17 protein-coding genes are annotated in these 22,209 nt (G+C 66.4%); 9 read left to right on the top strand and 8 right to left on the bottom strand.

Going from position 1 to position 22,209, the window contains the following annotated elements; translation table 11 throughout:
- The first annotated feature begins 109 nt into the window (after positions 1-109).
- Together ACN0WF_RS12265 and ACN0WF_RS12270 are read left to right on the top strand one after the other, a co-directional pair.
- Positions 110-1,705 carry a xylulokinase gene (locus tag ACN0WF_RS12265; RefSeq protein WP_417773102.1) on the top strand — a complete coding sequence of 532 codons (1,596 nt, stop codon included), beginning with the start codon at positions 110-112 and terminating at the stop codon, positions 1,703-1,705.
- Between the two features lie 30 nt (positions 1,706-1,735).
- The gene (locus tag ACN0WF_RS12270; RefSeq protein ID WP_417773103.1) at positions 1,736-2,380 is read left to right on the top strand and encodes a CDP-alcohol phosphatidyltransferase family protein; all 645 of its coding nucleotides are present in this window, start codon (positions 1,736-1,738) and stop codon (positions 2,378-2,380) included.
- 49 nt (positions 2,381-2,429) lie between these two features.
- Here ACN0WF_RS12270 and ACN0WF_RS12275 read toward each other — a convergent pair whose 3' ends face one another.
- Positions 2,430-2,840 carry an FKBP-type peptidyl-prolyl cis-trans isomerase gene (locus ACN0WF_RS12275; RefSeq protein WP_417773104.1) on the bottom strand — a complete coding sequence of 137 codons (411 nt, stop codon included), beginning with the start codon at positions 2,838-2,840 and terminating at the stop codon, positions 2,430-2,432.
- Between the two features lie 257 nt (positions 2,841-3,097).
- Here ACN0WF_RS12275 and ACN0WF_RS12280 point away from each other — a divergent pair, with 257 nt between their 5' ends.
- From ACN0WF_RS12280 to ACN0WF_RS12290, 3 genes are all read left to right on the top strand, one after another.
- On the top strand, positions 3,098-3,937 hold the full coding sequence (locus ACN0WF_RS12280; RefSeq protein ID WP_417773105.1) for a 2-keto-4-pentenoate hydratase: 840 nt from the start codon (positions 3,098-3,100) through the stop codon (positions 3,935-3,937).
- Between the two features lie 138 nt (positions 3,938-4,075).
- Positions 4,076-6,199 (top strand): FAD-dependent oxidoreductase, encoded by a 2,124-nt coding sequence (locus ACN0WF_RS12285; RefSeq protein WP_417773106.1) that lies wholly within the window; start codon positions 4,076-4,078, stop codon positions 6,197-6,199.
- 121 nt (positions 6,200-6,320) lie between these two features.
- Entirely contained in the window at positions 6,321-7,568 is a 1,248-nt protein-coding gene (locus ACN0WF_RS12290; protein WP_417773107.1) for an MFS transporter, read from the top strand.
- A 6-nt stretch (positions 7,569-7,574) separates the two neighbouring features.
- On the opposite strand, the gene ACN0WF_RS12295 is transcribed toward ACN0WF_RS12290, so the two are convergent.
- Genes ACN0WF_RS12295 through ACN0WF_RS12305 form a run of 3 tightly spaced genes read right to left on the bottom strand, consistent with a single transcriptional unit; the run spans position 7,575 to position 12,503 of the window.
- Positions 7,575-8,327 carry a hypothetical protein gene (locus tag ACN0WF_RS12295; RefSeq protein ID WP_417773108.1) on the bottom strand — a complete coding sequence of 251 codons (753 nt, stop codon included), beginning with the start codon at positions 8,325-8,327 and terminating at the stop codon, positions 7,575-7,577.
- Positions 8,328-8,367: 40 nt separating this feature from the next.
- Positions 8,368-10,332 carry a CHASE2 domain-containing protein gene (locus ACN0WF_RS12300; RefSeq protein ID WP_417773109.1) on the bottom strand — a complete coding sequence of 655 codons (1,965 nt, stop codon included), beginning with the start codon at positions 10,330-10,332 and terminating at the stop codon, positions 8,368-8,370.
- A complete protein-coding gene (locus tag ACN0WF_RS12305) occupies positions 10,329-12,503 on the bottom strand; it encodes a caspase family protein (protein ID WP_417773110.1) in 2,175 nt (724 codons plus the stop codon). Before ACN0WF_RS12305 ends, ACN0WF_RS12300 begins: the two co-directional genes overlap by 4 nt.
- 193 nt (positions 12,504-12,696) lie before the next feature.
- Here ACN0WF_RS12305 and ACN0WF_RS12310 point away from each other — a divergent pair, with 193 nt between their 5' ends.
- The 3 genes from ACN0WF_RS12310 to htpG all read left to right on the top strand — a co-directional run bounded on the left by ACN0WF_RS12310 (position 12,697) and on the right by htpG (position 16,568).
- Positions 12,697-13,743: a Gfo/Idh/MocA family oxidoreductase gene (locus ACN0WF_RS12310; protein WP_417773111.1), complete on the top strand. Its 1,047-nt coding sequence runs from the start codon at positions 12,697-12,699 to the stop codon at positions 13,741-13,743.
- A 3-nt stretch (positions 13,744-13,746) separates the two neighbouring features.
- A complete protein-coding gene (locus tag ACN0WF_RS12315) occupies positions 13,747-14,508 on the top strand; it encodes a glycerophosphodiester phosphodiesterase family protein (protein WP_417773112.1) in 762 nt (253 codons plus the stop codon).
- 125 nt (positions 14,509-14,633) lie between these two features.
- Entirely contained in the window at positions 14,634-16,568 is a 1,935-nt protein-coding gene (htpG, locus tag ACN0WF_RS12320; RefSeq protein WP_417773113.1) for a molecular chaperone HtpG, read from the top strand.
- Positions 16,569-16,625: 57 nt separating this feature from the next.
- Here the strand turns inward: htpG and ACN0WF_RS12325 are convergent, their stop codons facing one another.
- The 3 genes from ACN0WF_RS12325 to ACN0WF_RS12335 form a co-directional block, all read right to left on the bottom strand.
- On the bottom strand, positions 16,626-17,240 hold the full coding sequence (locus tag ACN0WF_RS12325) for a LysE family translocator (protein ID WP_417773134.1): 615 nt from the start codon (positions 17,238-17,240) through the stop codon (positions 16,626-16,628).
- Positions 17,241-17,482: 242 nt separating this feature from the next.
- Positions 17,483-18,772 carry a DUF6421 family protein gene (locus ACN0WF_RS12330; RefSeq protein WP_417773114.1) on the bottom strand — a complete coding sequence of 430 codons (1,290 nt, stop codon included), beginning with the start codon at positions 18,770-18,772 and terminating at the stop codon, positions 17,483-17,485.
- Positions 18,750-19,403, bottom strand: coding sequence for a prephenate dehydratase (locus ACN0WF_RS12335; protein WP_417773115.1), 654 nt, complete (start codon positions 19,401-19,403; stop codon positions 18,750-18,752). Before ACN0WF_RS12335 ends, ACN0WF_RS12330 begins: the two co-directional genes overlap by 23 nt.
- 277 nt (positions 19,404-19,680) lie before the next feature.
- On the opposite strand from ACN0WF_RS12335, the gene ACN0WF_RS12340 reads away from it, so the two are divergent.
- The gene (locus tag ACN0WF_RS12340; protein WP_417773116.1) at positions 19,681-20,958 is read left to right on the top strand and encodes an amidase; all 1,278 of its coding nucleotides are present in this window, start codon (positions 19,681-19,683) and stop codon (positions 20,956-20,958) included.
- Here ACN0WF_RS12340 and ACN0WF_RS12345 read toward each other — a convergent pair.
- Complete coding sequence (locus ACN0WF_RS12345) at positions 20,948-22,186, bottom strand: mandelate racemase/muconate lactonizing enzyme family protein (protein WP_417773117.1); 1,239 nt, start codon at positions 22,184-22,186, stop codon at positions 20,948-20,950. The genes ACN0WF_RS12340 and ACN0WF_RS12345 overlap by 11 nt on opposite strands.
- Positions 22,187-22,209: the final 23 nt, after the last annotated feature.

The following is a 22,209-nucleotide window of genomic DNA, read 5'->3' on the forward strand; positions in this document are numbered from 1 at the left end:
CGCTGCACAGCGACAAGGACGGTTCTCATTTCGCGCGGACCTCTATAAACCCGGTCGTGAATATCGACAATCGGGCATCCGGCCCGGAGCGTGGAACAGGGGACGAAGCGTGGCCGCACAGGCACAGGGATCGTCGGTAGAGAATGCAGGGACGAACGGGAGAGAACGCGATCTGGTGATCGCGGCCGATTTCGGCACCTCCGGGGTCAAGCTTGCCGCCTTGGGCGCTGACCTTGCCCCTCTCGCCAACGCAACCGCGTCCTATCCACTCTCGCTGCCGGGAGACGACGGGGCCGAGCAAGCGCCGCAGGACTGGTGGTCGGCACTGGCCCGAGGCATCGCCGATCTCGCCACGCAGGTTCCGGACCTGTCGCAACGTGCAGCGGCGCTGGTCTTCTGCGCGCAGATGTGCGGCGTGGTGGCGATCGACAAGAACGGCGCCCTGCTGCGTCCGGCGATGATCTGGCTCGACAAGCGCGCCGGCACCTTGTCGCGCAACATGAACGGTGGTTTTCCCTCGATCGCGGGCTATCGGGTCGACAAGCTTCTGGCCTGGACGCGGATCGCCAATGGGGCACCCTCCCACAATGGCATGGATCCTCCTGCGAAGATGCTGTGGATCCGGCAGAACGAACCGGACGTCTGGAACGCCGCCGCCAAGTTTCTCGACGTCAAGGACTGGTTGATCCTGAAGGCGACCGGTGCCTGCGTGACGACGGCCGACAGCGCCAACCTCACCTGGATGATGGACACCCGGCCGGGCCGCGAAGGTTGGTCGCCGGCGTTGGCCGCTCGGCTCGGCATCCCGCTCGACAAGCTTCCAGAGATTGTTGACGGAACGGCCATCGTCGGGGGACTTCTTCCCGCATCGGCAGCCGGTCTCGGCCTGCCTGAGGGCCTGCCGGTGATCGCCGGCGCCGGTGATGTCGGCGCCACCGCCATCGGGTCCGGCGCCATGGCCGACGGTGAGCTTCACGCCTATGCCGGCACCAGCGCCTGGCTCAGCGGCTTCTTCCCTTCGCGGCGGATCGACATCTTCCATTCCTTCGCCACCATTTCCAGCTGCGTCGGTTTCCGCCCGTTGCTGATCGCGACACAGGAAAGCGCCGGCACCGCCTTTGCCTGGGCCGCGCGTCTTGTGAGCGAAAGCGCCGGCGACAGCGATCAGGCGCTCGGCAGGCTTTACGACGGCCTCGGTCCCTCGCGCGACGACGACCCGCTTTTCGTACCCTGGCTTGCCGGCGAACGCGTCCCTGTCGACGATGACAGGTTGCGCGGTGTGTTCATGGGGCTCGGAGTGCGCCATGACCGCGGCGCGGTGTTGCGCTCGGCGCTCGAGGGGGTTGCGCTGAACCTGCGCTGGGCGCTTTCGGTGGTGGCCAAGCAGAAGGGCGTGCGCCACGATCTGCCATTGCCCCTGGTCGGTGGGGCGGCGGTCAATCCGCATTTCGCCCAGCTTCTGGCCGACGCCCTGAAGCGGCGGATCGAGGTGCGCGAGCCGCGTCTTGCCGGCGTGCGCGGAGCAGCGGCCATCGCCGGTGTGGCGCTTGGCTGGTTCGACAAGGTGGAGGCGGCCGCGTCCGTGCTCTGCGCCGGGCCGGCCGAGGCCTATGAGCCGCGCGCCGAGGGCATGGCGCGATGTGACCGGCGCGCCGCCCGCCTCGAAAAGTCGCGCAAGCACCTGCTTGCGCTCTATCGCAACTGAGGCCCTTTGGGGTCAGGGGACCGCACTGCCATGATCGACGGATTGTTCAAGCGTCACATCGACCCGCTGTGGGAGGCGATGGCCACCCCGCTCATCCGGCTGCGCATGACACCGAACCAGGTAACGGCGACCGGCCTGCTGCTGGTTGGCGCGAGTGCGGCCGCTTTTCTCTGGCACCGCAGCCCGGTGGTCTTCGGGCTGACGCTGGCGCTTGCCTTCGCCTTCGACGCGCTCGACGGTGCGGTGGCGCGCCGGCGCGGCATGTGCACGAAGTCCGGCGGTTACTTCGATGCCATGGTCGACCGCTATCAGGAACTCGCGGTGCTTGCCGCCATCGGGGCGGTGTCCGGACACTGGGGGCTGGCGCTGCTTGCCTTTTCCGGTGGCGTGCTGACGAGCTACGCCAAGGCGCGCACGGCGATCGAGATCCCGATCAGCAACGAGGCGTGGCCGGATTTCTTCGAGCGGCTGGAGCGGGTCATCTTCCTTTGCGTCATGCTGATTGCCGCGGGGCTGCTGCCGCTTGCGGGAGTTTCGCAGGCAACGGTGTTGGCGGTGGGCCTTGCGATCTACGCGGCGCTGTCGCATGCGACGGCCGTGCAGCGGATGCGCCGCGCCGTCGCCCTGCTGCGCAAAGCCGATGGCGAGGCTGCGGACAGCGCGCCTCGATCATGAAAAAAGGCCGGGCGATGCCCGGCCTTTCCGACGGTTGAAATGCTGCTTGTCAGGGCTTGTCGACGGCGAGGAGTTCCACCTCGAAGCGCAGTGTCGCGTTCGGCGGAATGACACCGCCGGCACCGCGCGAGCCGTAGGCGAGCTCCGGCGGGATGACGAGTTCCCGCTTGCCGCCAACCTTCATGCCCTGCACGCCCTGATCCCAGCCGCGGATCACACGGCCGGCACCGAGCGGGAAGGAGAACGGGTCGCCGCGGTCGCGACTTGAATCGAACTTCTGGCCGTTCATCAGATAGCCGTCATAGTGCACGGTCACCTTGGACCCGGGAACGGCTTCAGCACCGGAGCCGACGACGACGTCCGTCATCTTCAGGCTCTGGGCGGCCGCGAGGCCGGAAAAGATGGCAGCCGACGCGGCTGCGAGAACAATCGCGAAAACGGCGATAAGGGGTTTCGGCATCAGATCCTCGAAACGGAGGTGAGACTTGGGAGAGTTGCGTGGCGAAATTCTATCGCATCTACGTCAAGCTGCGAACCGCGCGATACGTCGCAGCGGTTGCTTGAGATCGCGCACATAAGAACGCTAAGCCGCGGAATGCGTCAACCCGTTTCGCGCACCGCATCGTCAATCCCGTCACTTGCCAGAGCCGTCCGCGCCAGCCATCGTGCGGAAAAGATGGCGGTCAGCCGCCGTCCCTGGGATGGGAGGTTCACACCATGATGTATGCACCGGTTCCTGACGCCGACGATGAAGCGGAAGCCCGGCGGCTGCTCGATATCGCGGCCGCCACCGGATCATGCGCGCCGTTCACGGATCAAGACGAGGACTTCGATCTCGGTCGCGCTTACCGGGTGCAGGCGGCGATCCGCGCGGTGCGGGTCGCGCGCGGTGAGCGTCCTTCTGGCTGGAAGATCGGTTTCACAAACCGGACAATCTGGCGTGAATACAACGTCCATGCGCCGATCTGGGGACCGGTTTTCGACACGACGGTGGGCGAGGTGCCCGAAGACGAGGCCGCGACATTCGATGCGGGCGTACTTATGGAGCCGCGCATCGAGCCGGAGATCGTCTTTCGCATCGGCGCGCCGCTCCGTGCCGGAATGGACGAGGAGATGCTTCTCGATGCGATCGACGGCGTCGCGCTCGGTTTCGAGCTGGTCCAGTCTCCCTATCCTGACTGGCGTTTCAAGGCGCCGGATACGGTCGCGGCCTTCGCGCTGCATGGCCGGCTCTTCCACCGTCCCTTCGCGAAGATCGAGGACGGCAACCGGTCGATGTGGCTCGACAAGCTCTCCGATTTCGCCCTGGCTCTTCACCGAGACGGCAAGAAGATGGATGACGGCCGCTCGCGGAATGTGCTGGGGGGACCGCTGAGCGCGTTGAAGGCGATGGTGGAGGGGTTGCCGGCGACGGCGCTTGCCGTGGAAATCGGTCCGGGCGAGGTGGTGACGACGGGCACGCTGACACGCGCCCTGCCTGTTTCTTCCGGGGAAAGCTGGGAGACCCGTGTCGCCGGGCTTCCACTCGCCGACATGGCCCTTCGTCTCGCCGATTGAGGTGGTGTTCCGCGCTTCTGGAAACGGTACTTCAGGATTGAAACACTTCGCGCGGTGCCTAGAATGCGCCGCACGCAAACAAGGCCCCATGCGCGCGGGAAAAGCCAGTGCCGCAGGGGATCAGGAGGAGTTTTGCCCGTGTCCGATGTCGCGACCGATCTCGTCAGCGAGCCAGTTTCCTATTCCCTCGCCGATGGCATTGCCCTGATCGCCGTCGACAATCCGCCCGTCAATGCACTCTCGCAGGCCGTGCGAGCGGGGTTGGTCGCGGCGATGGACCGGTTCGAGGCCGACGAGGATGCTCGGGTCGCCGTGGTGTATGGCCGTGGGCGGACCTTTATCGCCGGGGCCGACATCCGCGAGTTCGGCAAGCCGATGGTCGAACCGCTGCTGCCAGGGGTGATCGACCGCATCGAGCGCTCCGAAAAGCCGGTGATCGCGGCTCTGCATGGTACGGCGCTGGGTGGCGGGCTGGAGGTGGCGCTTGGTTGCCACGCGCGCGTCATGCTTTCCAGCGGCAAGGTCGGCCTTCCGGAGGTGACCCTTGGCATCCTGCCGGGTGCCGGCGGCACGCAGCGTCTGCCGCGCCTTGCAGGTGCGGAGGCCGCGCTTGACCTCATCACCTCCGGTCGCCATGCCGATGCGGCGGAGGCGCTGAAGCTTGGCATCGTCGACGAGATTGGCGATGGCGACGATGTGGCTGCGGCAGGCATCGCCTTCGCCCGGCGCGTGATGTCGGGCGAGATCGCGACGCGGCGAAGCGGAGACATCGCGACCGGCGAGAAGCCGGCGGAGGTTTTCGCCAGCGTGCGCGCGGCGACAAGCAAGCGCGCGCGCGGGCAGATCTCGCCGATGGTAGCCATCGACGCGGTCGAGGCCGCCTATGATCTGCCGCTTGCCGAGGGGCTCGTTCGCGAGCGCGCACTTTTCACCGAACTGATGCAGTCGGAGCAGCGGTCCGGTCTCATTCATGCCTTCTTCGCCGAACGGGCCGTTGCGAGGATCCCCGAGCAGGGCAGCGCCCGGGCTCGCGATATCGCCGCGCTCGGTGTGATCGGCGGCGGCACGATGGGGTCCGGCATCGCGGTGGCGGCGCTGTCGAGCGGTCTCGAGGTGACGCTGGTCGAGCGCGATGAGGCCGCCGCCGAAAAAGCGCGCGCGACGGTCGGAAAGCTTCTTGAGGACGGCGTTCGACGCGGCAAGATGAGCGCCGAGCGGCGTGAAGACCTGCTTGCCTCCTCGTTCCGCACCGCGACGGATTATGCGGCCCTCGCCGAGGCCGATCTGGTCATCGAGGCTGTGTTCGAGGATATGGACGTGAAGAAGGAGGTCTTCGCGAAACTCGACGCCGTGCTGAAGCCGGGCGCGATCCTTGCCACCAACACTTCCTATCTCGACGTCAACGAGATCGCCTCATCCGTATCGCGGCCGCAGGACGTGATCGGCTTCCACTTCTTCTCGCCCGCCCATGTCATGCGGCTTCTCGAAGTCGTCGTCGCGGAGATGACCGCGCCTGATGTGGTGGTGACCGGCTTCGCACTGGCGAAGCGGATGAAGAAGGTTGCCGTGCGCGCCGGGGTTTGCGACGGTTTCATTGGCAATCGGCTGCTCAACGCCTACCGCAGGGCGGGCGACTATATGGTTGAGGACGGCGCGAGCCCGTATGAGGTCGATGAGGCGGTTGTCGCCTTTGGCTTCCCAATGGGGCCTTTCGCGGTGAGCGATCTGGCCGGGCTCGACATCGCCTGGGCCGGACGCAAGCGCCGCGCGGCGACGCGCGACCCGCATGAGCGGGTCGTCGGCTTTGCCGACCGGCTGTGCGAGCGAAGCTGGTTCGGCCAGAAGACCGGACGCGGCTTCTATCTCTACGAGCCCGGCGCGAGGCGCGGCACGCACGATCCCGAGGTGCTGGAGATCATTGCTGAGGAGCGTGCGCAAAAGGGCATCGTTGCGCGCAGCTTCTGCCAGGAGGAGATCATCCGGCGCTACATGGCCGCGATGATCAACGAGGCGGCCAGGATCGTCGACGAGGGGATCGCGCTGCGTCCGCTCGATGTCGACGTCACGCTCTTGTTCGGTTACGCTTTTCCGCGCTGGCGGGGAGGGCCGATGCACTATGCCGACCAGGTCGGGCTGGCGAAGGTGCTTGCCGACATCCATGAGTTCGCGAAGGACGATGACTTCTTCTGGGCTCCGTCGCCTCTTCTCGAGCGGCTGGTCGCGGACGGCAAGACCTTCGCCTCGTTGAACGACAGGAGCTGAGCAAGGGGGCTGTCGTCCCGCTCCGCCGTACGGTTTCTTGCGGGCGGCTGCTGCTGCCCGCATTTCAAGACAACAAGGAAGCGGCGAGGGATATCGCACGCTTTGCGGGGGGGACACCGCCATGGATTCGACCGAGATCCGCAACACCGGGCGCTCCGGTGGTGTCGACAGCACCTATGCGTGGCTGCGGCTCGTGCTGTCGATGGGGCTCGCCACCATCGGCGGCGCCGGCATGTGGTCGGTGATCGTCGTGCTTCCGGCGGTGCAATACGACTTCGCCGTCGATCGTGCGGACGCATCGCTCCCCTATACGGCGACGATGGTGGGTTTTGCCTTCGGCAACCTGCTGATTGGCCGCTTCGTCGACCGCTTCGGCATCTCACTTCCGCTGGCGCTCGCCTCCGTCGGGCTCGGCGGCGGCTTTCTGCTGGCCTCGCAATCGGGTTCTCTGCTCACCTTCACGATCATCCAGGGCGTGCTGATCGGCTTCGGCGCGGCGGCCAGTTTCGGACCGTTGCTGGCCGATGTTTCGCACTGGTTCGTGAAGCGCCGCGGTCTTGCGGTCTCGGCGACGGCGGCGGGGAACTATGTCGCCGGCGCTATCTGGCCGCTCATCATCGGCGAGTTGATGGAAGGGCACGGCTGGCGCGGTGCGTATCTCTTCATCGGCGTCGTATGCCTCGTCGTTCTGGTGCCTGCGTCCTTTCTGCTCCGCCGCCCCGCCCCGCACACGCTGCATCTCGCCGACGGCAGCCTTCCGGTCGACCCGCCGCCGATGCGGCGTACATCGCTCACGCCGGGCCAGTTGCAGGCGCTGCTGATCGTTGCCGGCATTGGCTGCTGCGTCGCCATGGCGATGCCGCAGGTGCATATCGTCGCCTATTGCGTCGACCTTGGCTTCGGGATGGCGCGGGGGGCGGAGATGCTGTCGCTGATGCTCTTTGGCGGCATCGCCAGCCGCATCCTCTCCGGTATGCTCGCCGACCGGATCGGCGGCATCTACACGCTGCTTCTCGGCGCGGTCCTGCAATGCCTGGCGCTGCTGCTCTACCTGCCCTACGACGGGCTCGCCTCGCTCTACGTGGTGTCTCTGATCTTCGGCCTGTCGCAGGGGGGCATCGTGTCGAGCTATGCCATCGTGGTTCGCGAGTACCTGCCGGCGCGCGAGGCCGGCCGGCGGGTGGGCGCTGTGATCACTGCCACCATCGTCGGCATGGCGCTCGGCGGCTGGATGTCGGGCTGGATCTACGATCTGACGTCGTCCTATCAGGCGGCCTTCCTGAATGGCATCGCCTGGAACTTGCTCAATATCGCGATGATTTCCCTCATCATCATGAAGAGCGGGCGGTCGCGGCTCGCGATCGCCTGAGGGGCGTTATTCCGGGCTGCCGCCCGTGTGCAGACGCGCGATCAGCGCCAGCGCCTGGCGGCGGCAGTCGCGTCCGACAAGCCAGCCGAGAACGGCGCCGGGCCCCTGTGCCGCGATGGCTTCCGGCATCACTGACACCTCGAATTCGCGCATGTCCTTGCCCACCGAAATAGCGACGCGACCGTCCTCCCGGGAGAAAGCGGAGCCAGCGGGAAGCATATGCTCGCCCGCCGACCAGACGAGCCCGGTCTGGCGGGCGCCGGCGTTGCGCAGGCTCACGTCCTGGGTTTGCGAGGCATCGCGACGCCACAGGATGAACTGCCCGGCAGGCGTGCAGCGCGGTCCGGAACTGTCGGTGGTCATGTGCCAGGGGTCCGCGGGGGCGGGAATGTCGCCGGCGCCTGCCCGGGCCGCGCCCAGAACGGTGGAGCGCGCCTGCGTTGACCCGACAAGCCGCTTGAGCAGGGTCCAGTCGGAGCTGCTGTCGCTGCCGTTTGCCGCGGTGTTGGCTGGCGCGACCGGGCCATGCCTGGCGCCTTCGATGTTGAAGACAAGGCCGCTCTTGCCGATCAGCGTCAGCCGTGCGCCCGCCGGAAGGTCGACCGGATCTTCTGCCTCGATTTCCCGGCCGGGGGCGAACTCTTCCGGTGCGGCGGTCGCGGCGATGACGACATAGGCCGGCGCTGCCTCGGCGCTGGGCGTGACAAGTCCGGCGCAGAGCGCGGCAAGACAGGCAAGCAGGGGCGCGGAATATCGCATGCGGTGTCCTTTTGCAGGAGGTCGTGCCGACAAGCCGGGATCACTTCCCCGCCAGCACGAGCGTCGCGCCTGTCTCCCCCGCCTGCAACCGCGACAGATGCAAGGTGGCGACGGGGTCGCCCGGGGTCAAGTCCAGGAAGCGTGTGAGCGCCTGTTCGGCGCCTTGGTCATGTCGTTCGAGAATATCGTAGGTGCTCGCCCAGGCGTCGCGCAGGGTGGTGCTGTCCGGACCGTCCACGGCATGGGGAGTGAAGACGGCGAGCGGCGCGGCCCGCCCCTTCAGGACAAGGCTTGCCACCGGGCGCAGGGCGCTATCCGGGCAGTCCCGGGCGACCGCGTCGCTGAGCAGGATGCGGGTGCCGACGAAGCGGTTGGCGCCCTCGAGACGGGCGGCCGTGTTCACCGTATCGCCGATGCCGGTGTAGTCGAAGAAGCGGCTGCCGCCGAAGTTGCCGACGACGGCCGGTCCCTTGTGAAGCCCGATGCGGGTGATGCCGAGTTGGATGCCCTTTTCGCGCAGCCGAGACCGGTATTCTTCGGCGAAAGCATCGAGAGCGCAGGCAAGATCCACCGCATGGCGCGCCTGGTGCGGATCGTCGTCGGGGGCGCCGAAGAAGCCGACGACCGCGTCACCGATGATCTTGTCGATGGTCGCCCCGTGCGCGGTCATCAGTTGGCACATCTCGTCGAGATAGGGATTGAGGATATCGGCGAGAGCGGAGGGTTCCAGCGTTTCGGACAGCGTGGTGAAGCCCTCGAGATCCGTGAAGACGTAGGTAACGCACCGCTTCTCCCCCCCGAGCGCCAGAGCCAGCCGGCCGCTGGCGATCCGCTCGACCACTGCAGGGCTGACATAGCGGGAGAAGGCAAGCCGGAGAAAACTGCGTTGCGCGCGTTCCGCCTGCCAGCGTTGCAGGGATGCAAGGCCGGCGGCGGCAAGGGCGGCAACCGGCGGCGCGATCAGCGGGGGCAGCAGCTTGCCGGCGGCAATCGACCAGAGGCACAGGCCGAGATAGGCGAGGATGCCGAGACCGAGCGCCCCGGCAAGGCGGGCTGGTGGCAGGCGAAGGCGGAAGGCCATGGCGGCAAGGAGCGCGGCGGCAAGGGTGGCAGCGACACGCATTGCGGGTTCTGCGACGGGCAGCGAGAGGCCGGCAAGGCGCTGGGCGAGCACGTGGGCATGGATGACAACGCCGGGGATCGTGCCGGCGGCGCTGCCGAGGCCCGCGACCATCGGTGTCGGGTGGCGGTCGATGGTCGGCAGGTCGGTGCCGATCAGGACGGTCTTGCCGGAAAACCAGTCGTCGGGCAGCAGCGCGACATGCTGTGCCGGATAGAGGGCAAAGGGCGTGGGCAGGCCGGCGTCCACGGGCCGGCTGTAAAGAATGCGGCCCGGGCGCACTTCTGCGCTGGAGGAGGCCAGGGACGCTGGCTGGGGATCAGGCAGGAGCGCCTCGGTCAACGTCGCAAGCCGGGTACCGTCCTCAAGGCGGGATTGCGGCAGGTGGCGCACGACGCCGTCGATCTCGTCGCGGTCGAGCGCGATCAGCCCATGGCGACGCACGAGGACATGCTCGCGGACAAAGCCGTACTGGCGTTCCGTCAGGCCGTCCTTGCGGGTCGCGAGTGCGAGGACGACTGGAATGCCTGCTCCGTCGATGGCGTCGAAGAAGGCCCGGTCTTTTGCCGGATCGCTGGGCTGGTCAACGAGAATGTCGATCCCCACGGCGCGCGCGCCGGCTGCATCGAGATGGCTGACAAGGCCAGCGAGGAACGCTCGGTCGATCGGCGAGCGATAGGGAAAGTCCGCGAGCGTATCCTCGGTGATCGCAACCACGACGATGTCCCCGGCGATTGCGGGCGAGGGGCGCGGTGCGGCGGCAAGCGCGAGATCGCCGACGAGTGGTTCGAGACGGACGGCGGCGGCCAGGCCGATCAGGCAGGCGGCGAACGCGACCAGAAAGCTGGCCCGCCAGCGCAGGCGGGGCGCCGTGGCGGTGCTCACTTCGGCACGTCGAACCGCTTGACCTCGGATCGGGTGCCGTCCCGATAGAGGAGTTGGACGGTCACATGGTTTGTCGCCTTGGGGATGGCCTCATAGACCTCCGAGCCCGGACCGCTTTGCGGGATCGCGTGCGGGTCCGCCTCATTGCAGGGACCAAGTTCGAAGGTGCGGTCGGGCGTATCGCCGTCGAGTGCGTAGCGAACCTCGGCGATGGCGCAACGGTAGCTGATCAGATGAGTGAAATAAGCCAGCCTGCGGCCGTCCCAGTCGCGAAAGCTGAGCCAGGCGGAGGACAGGCGCTCGAGGATCTCCTTCTGCCCGGCGACAAGCGCGGTGGCAGGCGTGAAACGCACCTCGAACGGGCCTTGGGTCTCGCCGTGGACATCGCGGTAGCTGACCCGGACGGTCGTGTCGCCGGCGTTCGCGGGCAGCTCGAAGGCGGGATAGGGCATGGGCTGGCCGGTCGAGGGATCGACGGCGCCGCTGACAAAACCGGTCGAGCGCATGTCCTGGCCGGGCAACCCGACGAAGATCTCCTGCGTCCGGTCGGCGATGGCGAGCGTCAGCATCCAGCCCTGGTTGGAGCGCATGGCATTAAGCCGCACAGGCTGGGCAACCGCGGTCTGATTGAGGCCCGAAAGCGCTGCGAGCCTCGATTTCGCGTCCTCGATCTGCTCGGCCGCAAGCTGCTGGTCGAGGTAGTAACGCAGAAACCGGCCATCCTCGACCCCTTCCATGAAGCGGGTGAGCAACTCGCGCTCGCGCGCCTTGTCAGGCATGGACTGCTGCCCGAGCCGTGCGCGCGAATAGTCCTGGCTGAGCGCATAGAACGCCGGGGTGAAATCCGGGTTTGCATCGATGAAGGCAGCAAGGCGACGCATGCGCTCCTCACGCTCCTCCAGAAGGATCTCGGCGAAGAGTGTGGTCGGGTCGCTTCGTCCCTGCGACAGGGAGCGGTAGATCTCGCGGGCGCCGGCCCGCCCCTCCTGAACCTTCAGAACAGCCTGGAACCGCAGGTGCGGATCGACCTGCGGCATGCCGAAGGCGAAATACTTCAGGTAGTCCTGCCGGGCCTTGGGATAGTCGCCGCGCAATTCGTGCAGCCGGGCGTTGGAGTAGAACTCATGCGGCTGGCGCGGTGTCTCGACGATCAGGGAGCGGCTGGCGAGTTCGGCGAAGAGCTTCTCCACACCTTCCGTTCCTGTCGTGGCGGTGTCCAGCCGTGCCTTTGCGAGTGGAGCGAAAGCACCTGCCGGGAAGCGGTCGAGATAGGCTTGCAGCTCTTGCGCGGACCCGCTGTCCTTGACGTCGTTCCACATCCGCAGCTCGAGTTGCATGTCCGTGGCTGCGACCTGACCGGAAACGGAGGGTGTTTCCCGGGCGATGGGCGCCGCCTCGTCCGGCAGGAAAACGATATCGGCGGTGAGAGAGGAATGATCCCAGGGCACCTGCTCGCCATCCGTCTGGGAGACCACGCGCCGGCGCACCGCCTTGAAGACGCTTTCCACGCTGGCGCCCGGAGTGAGCATCTCGGCGGCGATGGCCGCGGTATAGGGGCTGTTGAGGCCGGTGCCGTCGGAGGCCGTGCTGCCGGGCGCGGTCGCAAAGGAGATGAAGCTGCCGCGTGGCGTCGACTGGAGCAGGGCGAGGCCGCTGCCGGTGCCGATGGAGCGCGTCAGGGCGGTGTTGCGGCAGGCGTCGAGAATGACGATGTTGGCGCCCTTGTGGGCGGCCTCGACGCTGGACAGCAGCCAGTCGACGGAAAGCGCCTCGAACTCCGCATCGACCTCGTCGCGCAGGTCCGCGCCGAGGGGCGCGAGGTAGTTGCGTCCGCCCGCCTGGAAGCCGTGGCCGGAATAATAGACGGCGGCCAGAGCGCCGTCGCCGGCCTTGCCGAGCTTGTCGGTGAAATCGCGGACGGCGAGTTTCATGCCGCGCAGGTCGGCGTCGAGCACGAGGTCGACGGAAAAGCCTGCCTTTTTCAGGGTGTCGGCGATCAGGGCGGCGTCGTTCGCCGGGTTCTTGAGCGGTGTCAGCGTGTCCCCGGCGTAGTCCGCGTTGCCGATCACCAGGGCGAGGCGCTCCGCAGCGCGGGCCATGTCCGCCGGAAGCAGCGCCGCGAGGCCCACGAGAAGGATGGAAAGGAACGTTCCCGCGCGCCGAAGGAACACGGGTTCGTTTTGCGTCTGTCTCGCCCGCATGAGTTTGCTCTCTGCTTTGGCACGCCTCGCCGGCGCGGATTCCATCCGATTGTCCCGCCGGCGTCAATGCCGGTGGCTGGAAGGAGCCGGGAAGCCAGCTTGCGTCGCCTCTGCCGATTGTCGAAGATCGCCTCGCAATCTGGAAACGGCGAGGGAGAGGCGGATGCGTTTGCGGGTCGGGTTTGCAGGCTTCGGCGCCGCCGGGCGATTTTTTCACGCCCCGTTCGTCGCGGCGGCTGGCATGGAGGTAGCCGCCATCGCTTCTTCGCGCAAGGCGGAGATTGCGGCCGTCTTTCCCGACGCAAGGGTGGTTGCCGACTTCGATGCGTTGCTGGCGGTTGCGGATCTCGACCTGGTCGTTATCGTCACGCCGAACGCCTGTCACGTCGACCAGGTTCGAGCCGCGCTCGAGGCGGGCCGGCACGTTGTGGTCGACAAGCCGGCGACACCGACGCGGGTCGAGGCCGAAGGACTTGCCGATCTCGCAGATGCCCGCGGGCTGAAGCTTGGCGTCCATCACAATCGCCGCTTCGACAGCGATTTCCTCACTGCAAGCCGGGTGCTTGGCGACGGCGTGCTCGGGGAGATCGTGGCGCTGCGCATGAACTGGGATCGCTATCGTCCCGAGGCGACGGGTCGCTGGCGCGACCGCGCCGCGCCGGCGTCGGGCAATCTCTACGATCTTGGCTCGCATATGATCGACCAGGTTCTGATGCTTGTGGGCATGCCCGACTGGGTGCAGGCCGATGTCTTCGCGCAGCGGCCGGGCGGCGAGACGGACGACGGCTTCGAGATCCTGATGGGGCAGGGGCAGCGGCGGATCACGCTTGGCGTCTCGCTGATCAGCACCGCCCCGCGCGACCGCTTCCGGCTCGAAGGACGCAACGGCCTCTTCCGCAAGGCCGGGCTCGATTGCCAGGAGGACCAGTTGCGTGCGGGACTGGACCCGCTTGCGGCGGGCTTCGGCGAAGAGCCGGAAGGACAGTGGGGCGAGATCGTCGCGCCGGACGGCTCCGTCTCGCGTGTGGTGCCCGAGACCGGGCGCTGGCTCACCTTCTACGAGCGGATGCGACAGGCGATCGAGGGGACTGGTGAGGTTCCCGTGACGATGCGTTCGGCCGGGCGTACGATTGGCCTCATCGAGGCCGCGCATGCCGCGGCGCGCGAAGGGCGACGCGTCCATCTCGACGCGGACGGTCGATGGAGCTGAGCAATGGCGTCTTCTTTCTCGCATCCCTACCTGGCTGATACCGGCTTTGCCGCGCTCGCGCATCGTGGCGGAGGGCTGGAAAACCCGGAAAACAGCCGCAAGGCTTTCGCGGCGGTCGCCGACCTCGGATACCGTTTCATCGAGATCGACGTGCAGGCGAGCCGCGACAACGAGGTGGTTGTCTTTCACGACGACCGGCTCGAACGTACGACGGATGGGCGAGGCGTCGTTTCGGAGCAGTCCATGGCGGATCTGCGGGGTGTCCTGATGGAGGGGGGAGAGCCGCTGCTGCCGTTGGCCGAAGCGCTTGAGAGCCATCCCGGCATGCGTTTCAACATCGACATCAAGACCGACCAGGCACTGGAGCCGACCATCGAACTGATCCGGCGCATGGGCTGCCTGGAGCGGATCTGCATTGCCTCCTTCTCGGATCGCCGTCTCGCGGCTGCGCGGGCGGCGCTGGGCCCGGGGCTCTGTCTCAGTTCGGGGCCACGCTCGGTCGCCGCGCTGCGCTTCGGTTCCTGGCGGCTTCCGCTCGCCGCTCCCGGCGTCGAATGCGCACAGATCCCGATCTCGCAATACGGCGTGACGCTGGCCACGCGCGGCTTCGTGCGTCACGCCAACCAGAACGGAATTGCCGTGCATGTGTGGACGATTGACGAGGCCGAGGAGATGCGGCGGCTGATCCGCCTCGGCGTCAACGGCATTGTCACCGACCGGCCGAGCCTGCTCAAGGCGGTGGCACGGGAAGAAGGCGTATGGTGAGGACGTTGCCGCCCGGGATTGTGCTCTTGCCGCTTGAAACAAGCCGGCGGCTCGCCGATATCTGAGCGGCTCGGGGCACGCGCCCCGCCAAAATCACGAAGACATTGCAAGGGCAGAGGAAAGCGATGACGCGCGAGACGACGCATGCGGCAGAGACGTCCACGCCGGAGAACCACACCTTCCAGGCAGAGGTTTCCCGACTGCTGCACCTGATGGTGCATTCCGTCTATTCCAACAAGGACATCTTCCTGCGAGAGCTGGTTTCCAACGCGGCCGATGCCTGCGAGCGGCTGCGCCACGCGGCGGTGACCGCGCCGGAACTGGTGCGCGACGATCCGGACTTCGAGATCCGGCTCGAGATCGACAAGGAGGCCGGAAGCCTCGTCGTTGCCGACAACGGTAGCGGCATGACACGCGATGAGCTGGTCTCCAATCTCGGTACCATCGCCCGTTCCGGCACCCGCGCCTTCATGGACAAGCTCGGGGAGGCGCGCGACGGCTCCGCCCTGATCGGCCAGTTCGGCGTCGGCTTCTACTCCGCCTTCATGGTCGCGGATCGCGTCGATGTGGTCAGCCGCGCCGCCGGCAGCGACGAGATCTGGCGCTGGACGTCCGACGGGCTTGGCACCTTCACGGTGGAGCCGGTTGCCGCCGACGATCCGCAGGTTCCTGCGCGCGGCTCGCGCGTGATCCTGACGCTCAAGGAGGATGCCGGCGACTACGCCCGGCCCGAGACCATCGAGCGGATCGTGCGCGCCTATTCCGCGCATGTGCCCGTTCCGATCACGCTGTCCGTGGTTGGTGAGGAGGCCGAGCCGCGGCGTCTCGCCGATGGCAACGCGCTGTGGGCGCGCCCGAAGTCGGAGATCGGCGAGGAGGAATACAAGGAATTCTATGGCCATGTTTCGGGCCAGTACGACGATCCGGCGCTGACGCTGCACTATCGCGCGGAGGGGCGGCACGAGTATTCCGTGCTTCTGTTCCTGCCGTCGATGAAGCCTTTCGACCTGTTCAATCCCGACCGCAAGGGGCGGGTGAAGCTCTACGTGCGCCGGGTGTTCATCGCCGATGACGTCGATCTTCTGCCGGCTTGGCTGAGGTTCGTCCGCGGGGTGATCGATTCCGCCGATCTGCCGCTCAACCTCTCGCGCGAGATGCTGCAGCACAATCCGGTTCTCGATGCGATCCGCAAGGGGGTGACCAACCGTATCGTCAGCGAGTTGCAGAAGCTCGCTGACAACGACAGGGAGGCTTACCTCACGGTCTGGGAAAACTTCGGGGCGGTGCTCAAGGAAGGGCTCTATGAGGACTTCGAGCGCCGCGAGAAGCTGATGGGTCTGGCCCGCTTCCGCTCCAGCACCGGTGGGGACGAGTGGCGGTCGCTCGCGGACTACGTCGCGGCGATGAAGGAGAACCAGACCCAGATCTTCTACGCCACCGGATCGAGCCGCGAGGCGATCGCCTCCAGTCCGCAGCTTGAGGGCTTCCGTGCCCGTGGCGTCGAGGTTCTCTATCTCGATGATCCGGTAGACGCCTTCTGGGTGCAGACCGCCGAAGGCTTCGAGGGCAAGCCTTTCCAGTCGGTGACACAGGGTTCCGCGGCGCTCGATGCCATGCCGCTTGCCGAAGAGCGGAAGGACGCGGGCGACGGCGACGCGGACGACAAGACAACGCAAAAGGCCGATATCGGCCTGGTGACGGCCTTCCTCAAGGAGACACTCGGCGACAAGGTTTCGGATGTGCGTGCCTCTTCGCGCCTGTCGGAAAGCCCTGTCTGTCTCGTCGCGCCGGAAGGCGGGCCAGACCGTCAGTTGGAGAAGCTGATGTCACGTCAGCAAGGCGCGCTGCCTGGCATGTTCGCGCCGGTGCTCGAGTTCAATCCGGGGCACGCGCTGCTGGTTGGGCTTTCTGCACGCCTTTCGGCCGCTGGCGACAAGGCAGAGCTTGAGGACTATGCGTGGCTTCTCCTCGACCAGGCCGCGATCCTCGACGGCGAACTGCCGGTTGATGCCGCATCCTTTGCCCGACGCATGGCCATGGTGATGCGCAAGGGGTTGTGAGCCCAGAGCGCCGAAGTCGGAAGAGCTGGCCCGGGTGGCTTCGCCGCCCGGGTCCCCTCATTCGAGGATGACGAGAACCATAGAGCCGATGAGCAGCAGCGCCATGACGATGTTGAAGGAGCGTGCGATCCTGGGGTCGCGCAGGTAGCGGCCGACGATGGCGCCGAAGGCGAGCCAGGGCAGGCAGCCCAGGATGGCGGCGCCAATGAAGACGCCTGAAAAGGTTGCTGCCTGGGTGAGAACCGGCGTTTCCGTATTCATGTAGACCGAGATGGCCACGGCCGCGATCAGCCAGGCCTTCGGGTTCATCCACTGAAACAGAGCCGCGCCGACAAAGCTGCCGCGACCACCGTGATCAGGCGTTCCGGCGGGTTTTTCCGGCGTGCCGACCGGTGCTGTCGCGATTTTCCAGGAAAGCCAGAGAAGCACGGCGAAGCCGGCGACCTGCATGCCCTGCATCACGTAGGGAATGGAGAACAGCGTCTTGCCGACACCAAGCCCGAGCAGGAAGAGCATGGTGGCGAAGCCGAAGACGATGCCCCACAGCACCGGCATGCCCTTGCGGATGCCGACCGAACCGCCGACCGCCGTCAGCAACACATTGTTCGGTCCTGGCGTGACGGAGGAGACGAAGGCGAAATTTGCGAAGGCGAATAGCTGCTCCGGCGTCATGACTGCCAAGTGTCCTCTCCCATGATCCGCGGGTTTCGCGCGGCACGTTTCGGTTCGCGGGTCCTCGGGCGCGGAGGTGCCTTCTTGGTCATCAGCCTGATGCGAGAACGGACCTTCTGTCGCGTCCGAAGGTCTTGCTAAGTGCAACCTCTGTTGGATCCAGCAAGACAGCAGGCACCAACCCACACGAGCTTGCAAGTCCGAATGAGCACGGTCCGGGTCCGAGCGATGATGATTTTTCATCACCTCGTGAGGTGAGCGAGGCTCGCCGTGAGGTCAGCACGCGAGAAGCCGCGCGGCGTGTCGGAAGCAAGGCCAGCGAGGACCGTGCCGACAAGTTCCGCCGGCCGGTCGAAGCGCGCGCCCGGGCGGTCGGTTTGCGGCAAATGGTGTCGCACGAGATCACGCGCGCCGGCGACATAGGCCGCGTCATCACGCTGTTCGAGAGCTTCCACCCGGGCGATGAAACGCTCCGCCGCCACGGCGACCTCATCGGTGCGCAAGACGATCCGGCCGTCGGGTTCGATGGTCACCGCCTGCTCCTGGTGCAGGACCGAGAGCAGGATCAGGCCGGTGCCGCTGTCGAAGTTGCGGTACCAGTCGGGCTCCAGCGGGTAGCGGAAGGCTCTGTCGAGCAGGATGAACTCCGCCACGGCGGTTCCGTCGACGATGTCGCCTTGGACGCAGGCGAGATAGGACTGGAGATCGACCTTGATCTCCTCCAGCAGGCCGGTGAACCAGCGTGTCTTGATCGCGACCTGCGTGTCGAAGGGACGGGCGCCCTGGTGATGAAAATAGTCGTGCAGATAGCCCCAGACGCAGCGCGCCTTGTAGCAGGCGCGCGGGTCTGTCCGGGTCGGGTTCGCCACGTCGAGGCCTCGGGTGGCGGCGGTGGCCGCCGGCCAGGTCACCTCGTTGAAGATGCGGTGAAACTTGTTGAAGAAGAAGATGGCGTAGCGCTGGCGCTCGATCTGTGTCGATGCGCGGATGTTCTCCGGGAAAAAGACGATGTTGTTGCCCCGGGTCAGGCCGCGGCTCCCGGCCAGCAGATGCGAGGACTGGCAGATGTTGGCGGGATGCGGAAAGCGCCGATAGAGCTCCAGATAGGCGGGATCGGACGGTTCCTCGCGCAAGGAGAGGAAGGTCTCGAACCTGAAGCCCGTGCGCGCGCCGTTGGCAAGGCGCAGAGGGCCGAGAAAGAAAAACGGCGTGCCGTCGGGAGGCGGCACGATGGCATCGCGGGAACAGGCAAAATCGGGTGCCGCCGACAGGTCGCCGTTGGCCCAGGACAACAGGTCTTGGAAAAGGGCGTCGGCGTAGGCTGTCTGCCCGCAGGCCTCGGCGACGGTCGGAGCGTCCGCCGCGAGACGGCGTACAAGCCGCCCCGCCCGTGCGTGGGCGGCGGCGGGAACGGAACCGTCTTCATCCTGGAGATCGGCAAGCTCTTCCACCACGGGAACGAGATGCTGAACCAGATCGGGGCAGATTGCGAGAACCGCGGGACTGCCTTCAGTGCGTGCCGGATCGGGCATGGGTGCTTCCTGCCTCTTCGTGCTCGGGGGAATCGACGTGTGGCAGTCCGGCGCCAGGATCGGTTGTCGGAACATGGATTGTGAAGCCCATGGGCACCGCGCCGTGGTCGGCGACGACCGACAACCCCTCCCGGCGCGCGGCTGCGAGCGTGGTGATGCAGCCGTCCATCTCACCCGAACGGCAGAGGCTGGCGGCCTCCGAGTTGCTGTTGGCCAGGTGGATGTCGCAACCAGGTGGCACCAGCGAGCTTGGCGCCGGGTGGCTGGCAACGCGGTGTATCCTGTCGCCGGAATTGCGGGCCGCGAGCACCATGTTGAACGTGTCGAACAGGAAGAGGTCGGCAAGCACCATCCGCCCGAGGAACGGGAAGACGAGCTTGTGCAGGTCCGGATAGACGACGCAGCCGAGGAGGGCGGCATCCGGTTCGTCGGCCACAAGCGCGATGGCCTCCTCCAGTGTCTGATGAAGATCCACCTCGATATCGAGGCCGCGCAACCCGGCATAGTGGCGGGCGGCGGCCTCGCAGTTGGTGCCGGCAGGCCCGAGGGTGCGGATGCGCCTGATCCGAGAGAGCGCCGGGGAGAGCAAATTGTCAGCCTGGCCGGTCGAAAGAGATGCGGTCATGGTCATGCGCCAAACCTCCCGTGTCGGTGATGTTGAGTATTGGTGTTTATTCAATTTATGCAACTCCTGATTTGCTAAATGCAGATCGTGTCAAGTTTGTGTTGGATTGGGGTGCGTGTAATTCTTCTTTCAAATCAATTATTTCTCACAGCGACTGACGACGTGCGGGCAGGGTGCTTGAACTGTCGGTCGCGATCCCAGAGGATGCCTCTCCCGCATGGCTCCGGATTGGCGGAAAACGGGGGCAGGGCGGCTCGATGCCGGCAAGGAGAGGAAGAGCGGAATGGGAGATGTGGTCGAGAAAGCGAGAGCGGCGATTGACCGGGTGGCGTGTCTGGGAGATGCCGCCAACCAGCTCTTTGTCTCCTTTTCGCCGCAGCGCGTCCTTGCGGATGCGGAAGCCGCCGAGGCGCGGATCGCCGCCGCCAGACGACCGCTTCCCCTCGCAGGGCTGCTCGTCTGCGTGAAGGATCTCTATGACGAGGCGGGAGAGCGGACGACGGCGGCATCGAAGCTGCTGCGCGACCGTGAGCCCGCACATGCCGATTGTCCGGTCATCGCGCGGATCAAGGAGGCTGGAGGCGTGCCGTTCGGCCGCACCGTGCTCAGCGAGTTCGCCTATTCCGGCGTCGGCCTCAACCCGCACTACGGAACGCCGGGCAACGTCTTCGATCCCGAGGGCATTCCGGGAGGATCTACCTCGGGCGGCGCCGTGGCGGTCGGCCTTGGGCTTTGCGATGTGGCGCTGGGCACAGACACGGGCGGTTCGGTGCGCATTCCGGCCGCGGTCAACGGGCTCTACGGACACAAGCCGAGCCAGGAAAAGGTTCCGCTTGCAGGAGTGCACCCGCTGGCGCCGTCCTTCGATTCCTGCGGCCCGCTCGCGCGCGACTTCGCGACGATGCTCGCCGCCTATCAGGTCATGAGCGGCGGTGATGCCGCCGGCGTCGAGGCAACGGGCGGAAAGCTGAGGTTCGCCGTTCCCCGGGGTGCCTTCACGACCGATCTGGACGACTGGGCGCAAGGCAACTTCGACCTCGTTCTGGAGCGGATTGCCGCCGCCGGCCACGACCTTGTCCCGGTCGACTTTTCGTTTTTGCAGGATGCCATTGGCCTCAACCGCATTCTTGTCTCGGCCGAAGCTTATGAGTTCTATTCCGGCGATCTTGATCGCCTATCGTCGATAGGTGATCCCAGGGTGTTGGCGCGCATCCGTTTCCGGGAGTCGCTGAGCGACGAGGACGTCGACAAGGCCTATGCCTCGCGGCGTGAGGTCGCCTCCCGGGCGAACGAGCTGCTCGCGGGATTCGACGCGCTGCTGGCGCCAACGCTTCAGATCCTGCCACCGACGATCGCCGAGGCGGAGATCGACTTCGACCGCGTCAACGCCGCCATGCTGCGCAACACCTCACTGCTCAATCTCGCCGACGCCTGCGCCATGTCCATGCCGACGCCCAGTGGAGCGCAGCGGCCGGGTGCCCTGATGATCGGCGGCGCGAAGGGGACGGATGCAAGGGTGCTGTCGGTCGGAGCCCGGCTCGACCGGGACCTTAACGACTGATCGTGGATCCGGCCGGGGCAAAGCGCGCATCGCGGGCGGGGTCGACGGGTGTCTGCGTCATCTCCAGATGCAACTCGTCTCCCTCGTAAGGGTGTGCCAGGGCGACAGCCTCGTCGAGTTCGACGCCAAGCCCCGGCGCCTTCGGAACGGTGACATAGCCATCCTCCCAGACAAGCGGGCGCTTCAGGATCCGGGCATGGAAGCCCTCGAACCTTCGGATCGATTCCAGGATCAGGAAGTTCGGCGAGCAGGCGGCGATCTGGATGTTCGCGGCGGCGACGATGGGGCCGCAATAGAGGTGAGGGGCGATCTGGGCATGCCAGGCCTCCGCCATGCCGGTGATCTTCTTCGCTTCCAGTATGCCGCCGACGCGCCCGAGGTTCATCTGCAGGATGCCGGCGGCCCCGGTTTTCAGAACCCGTGCGAACTCCCACTTGGTGCAAAGCCGCTCTCCGGTGGCGACGGGGATCGAGGTGCCGCGCGCGACTTTTGCCATTTCCTCGGGCATTTCGGGCGGGACGGGCTCCTCAAACCAGAGCGGATCGAAGCGCTCGAGCCTGCGGGCGAGGCGCAGGGCGCCCTCGGCGGAGAACTGTCCATGAGTCCCGAAAAGCAGGTCCGCCCGTGACCCGACCGCCTCGCGGACCTGCCGGCAGAAGGCTTCTGAGCGGTCGAGTGTCTCGAGATCGGGCAGATGCCCGCCGTGGACGGAGTAGGGACCAGCGGGATCGAACTTCACCGCCGTGAAGCCTTCCGCGACATAGGCGGCGGCCCGTTCGGCGGCGCGGTCCGGGTCGCCGTAAAAAGCGGCCGGGTCCTCGTGTTCCTCCGGGTAGAGATAGGTGTAGCTGCGCAGCCGTTCGTGAACCTTGCCGCCGAGAAGAGCGTGGACCGGGCGCTCGACTGCCTTGCCGACAATGTCCCACATGGCCATCTCGAGGCCGCTGGCGACGCCCATCATCGATGGATCGGGACGTTGGGAGAAGCCGGAGCCATGGGCGCGGCGGAAGAAGGTCTCCGTGGCGAAGGGGTCCGTGCCATCGAGATAGCGCGCGAAGACATCGTGCGCCATCGCCACGATGACCTTCGGTCCGAAAGCCGCGCCGTAGATTTCGCCGTAGCCGACGATGCCGCAATCCGTGACCAGCTTGACGAAGACGAAATAGCGTCCGCCGAAGCCCGGGGGCGGGTTGCCAACGATGAAGGTCTCGAGCGATTGCAGCTTCATGGGCTTGCCCTTCCACGGTCGTT

Source organism: Stappia sp. (assembly GCF_048268045.1).
Classification (GTDB): domain Bacteria; phylum Pseudomonadota; class Alphaproteobacteria; order Rhizobiales; family Stappiaceae; genus Stappia.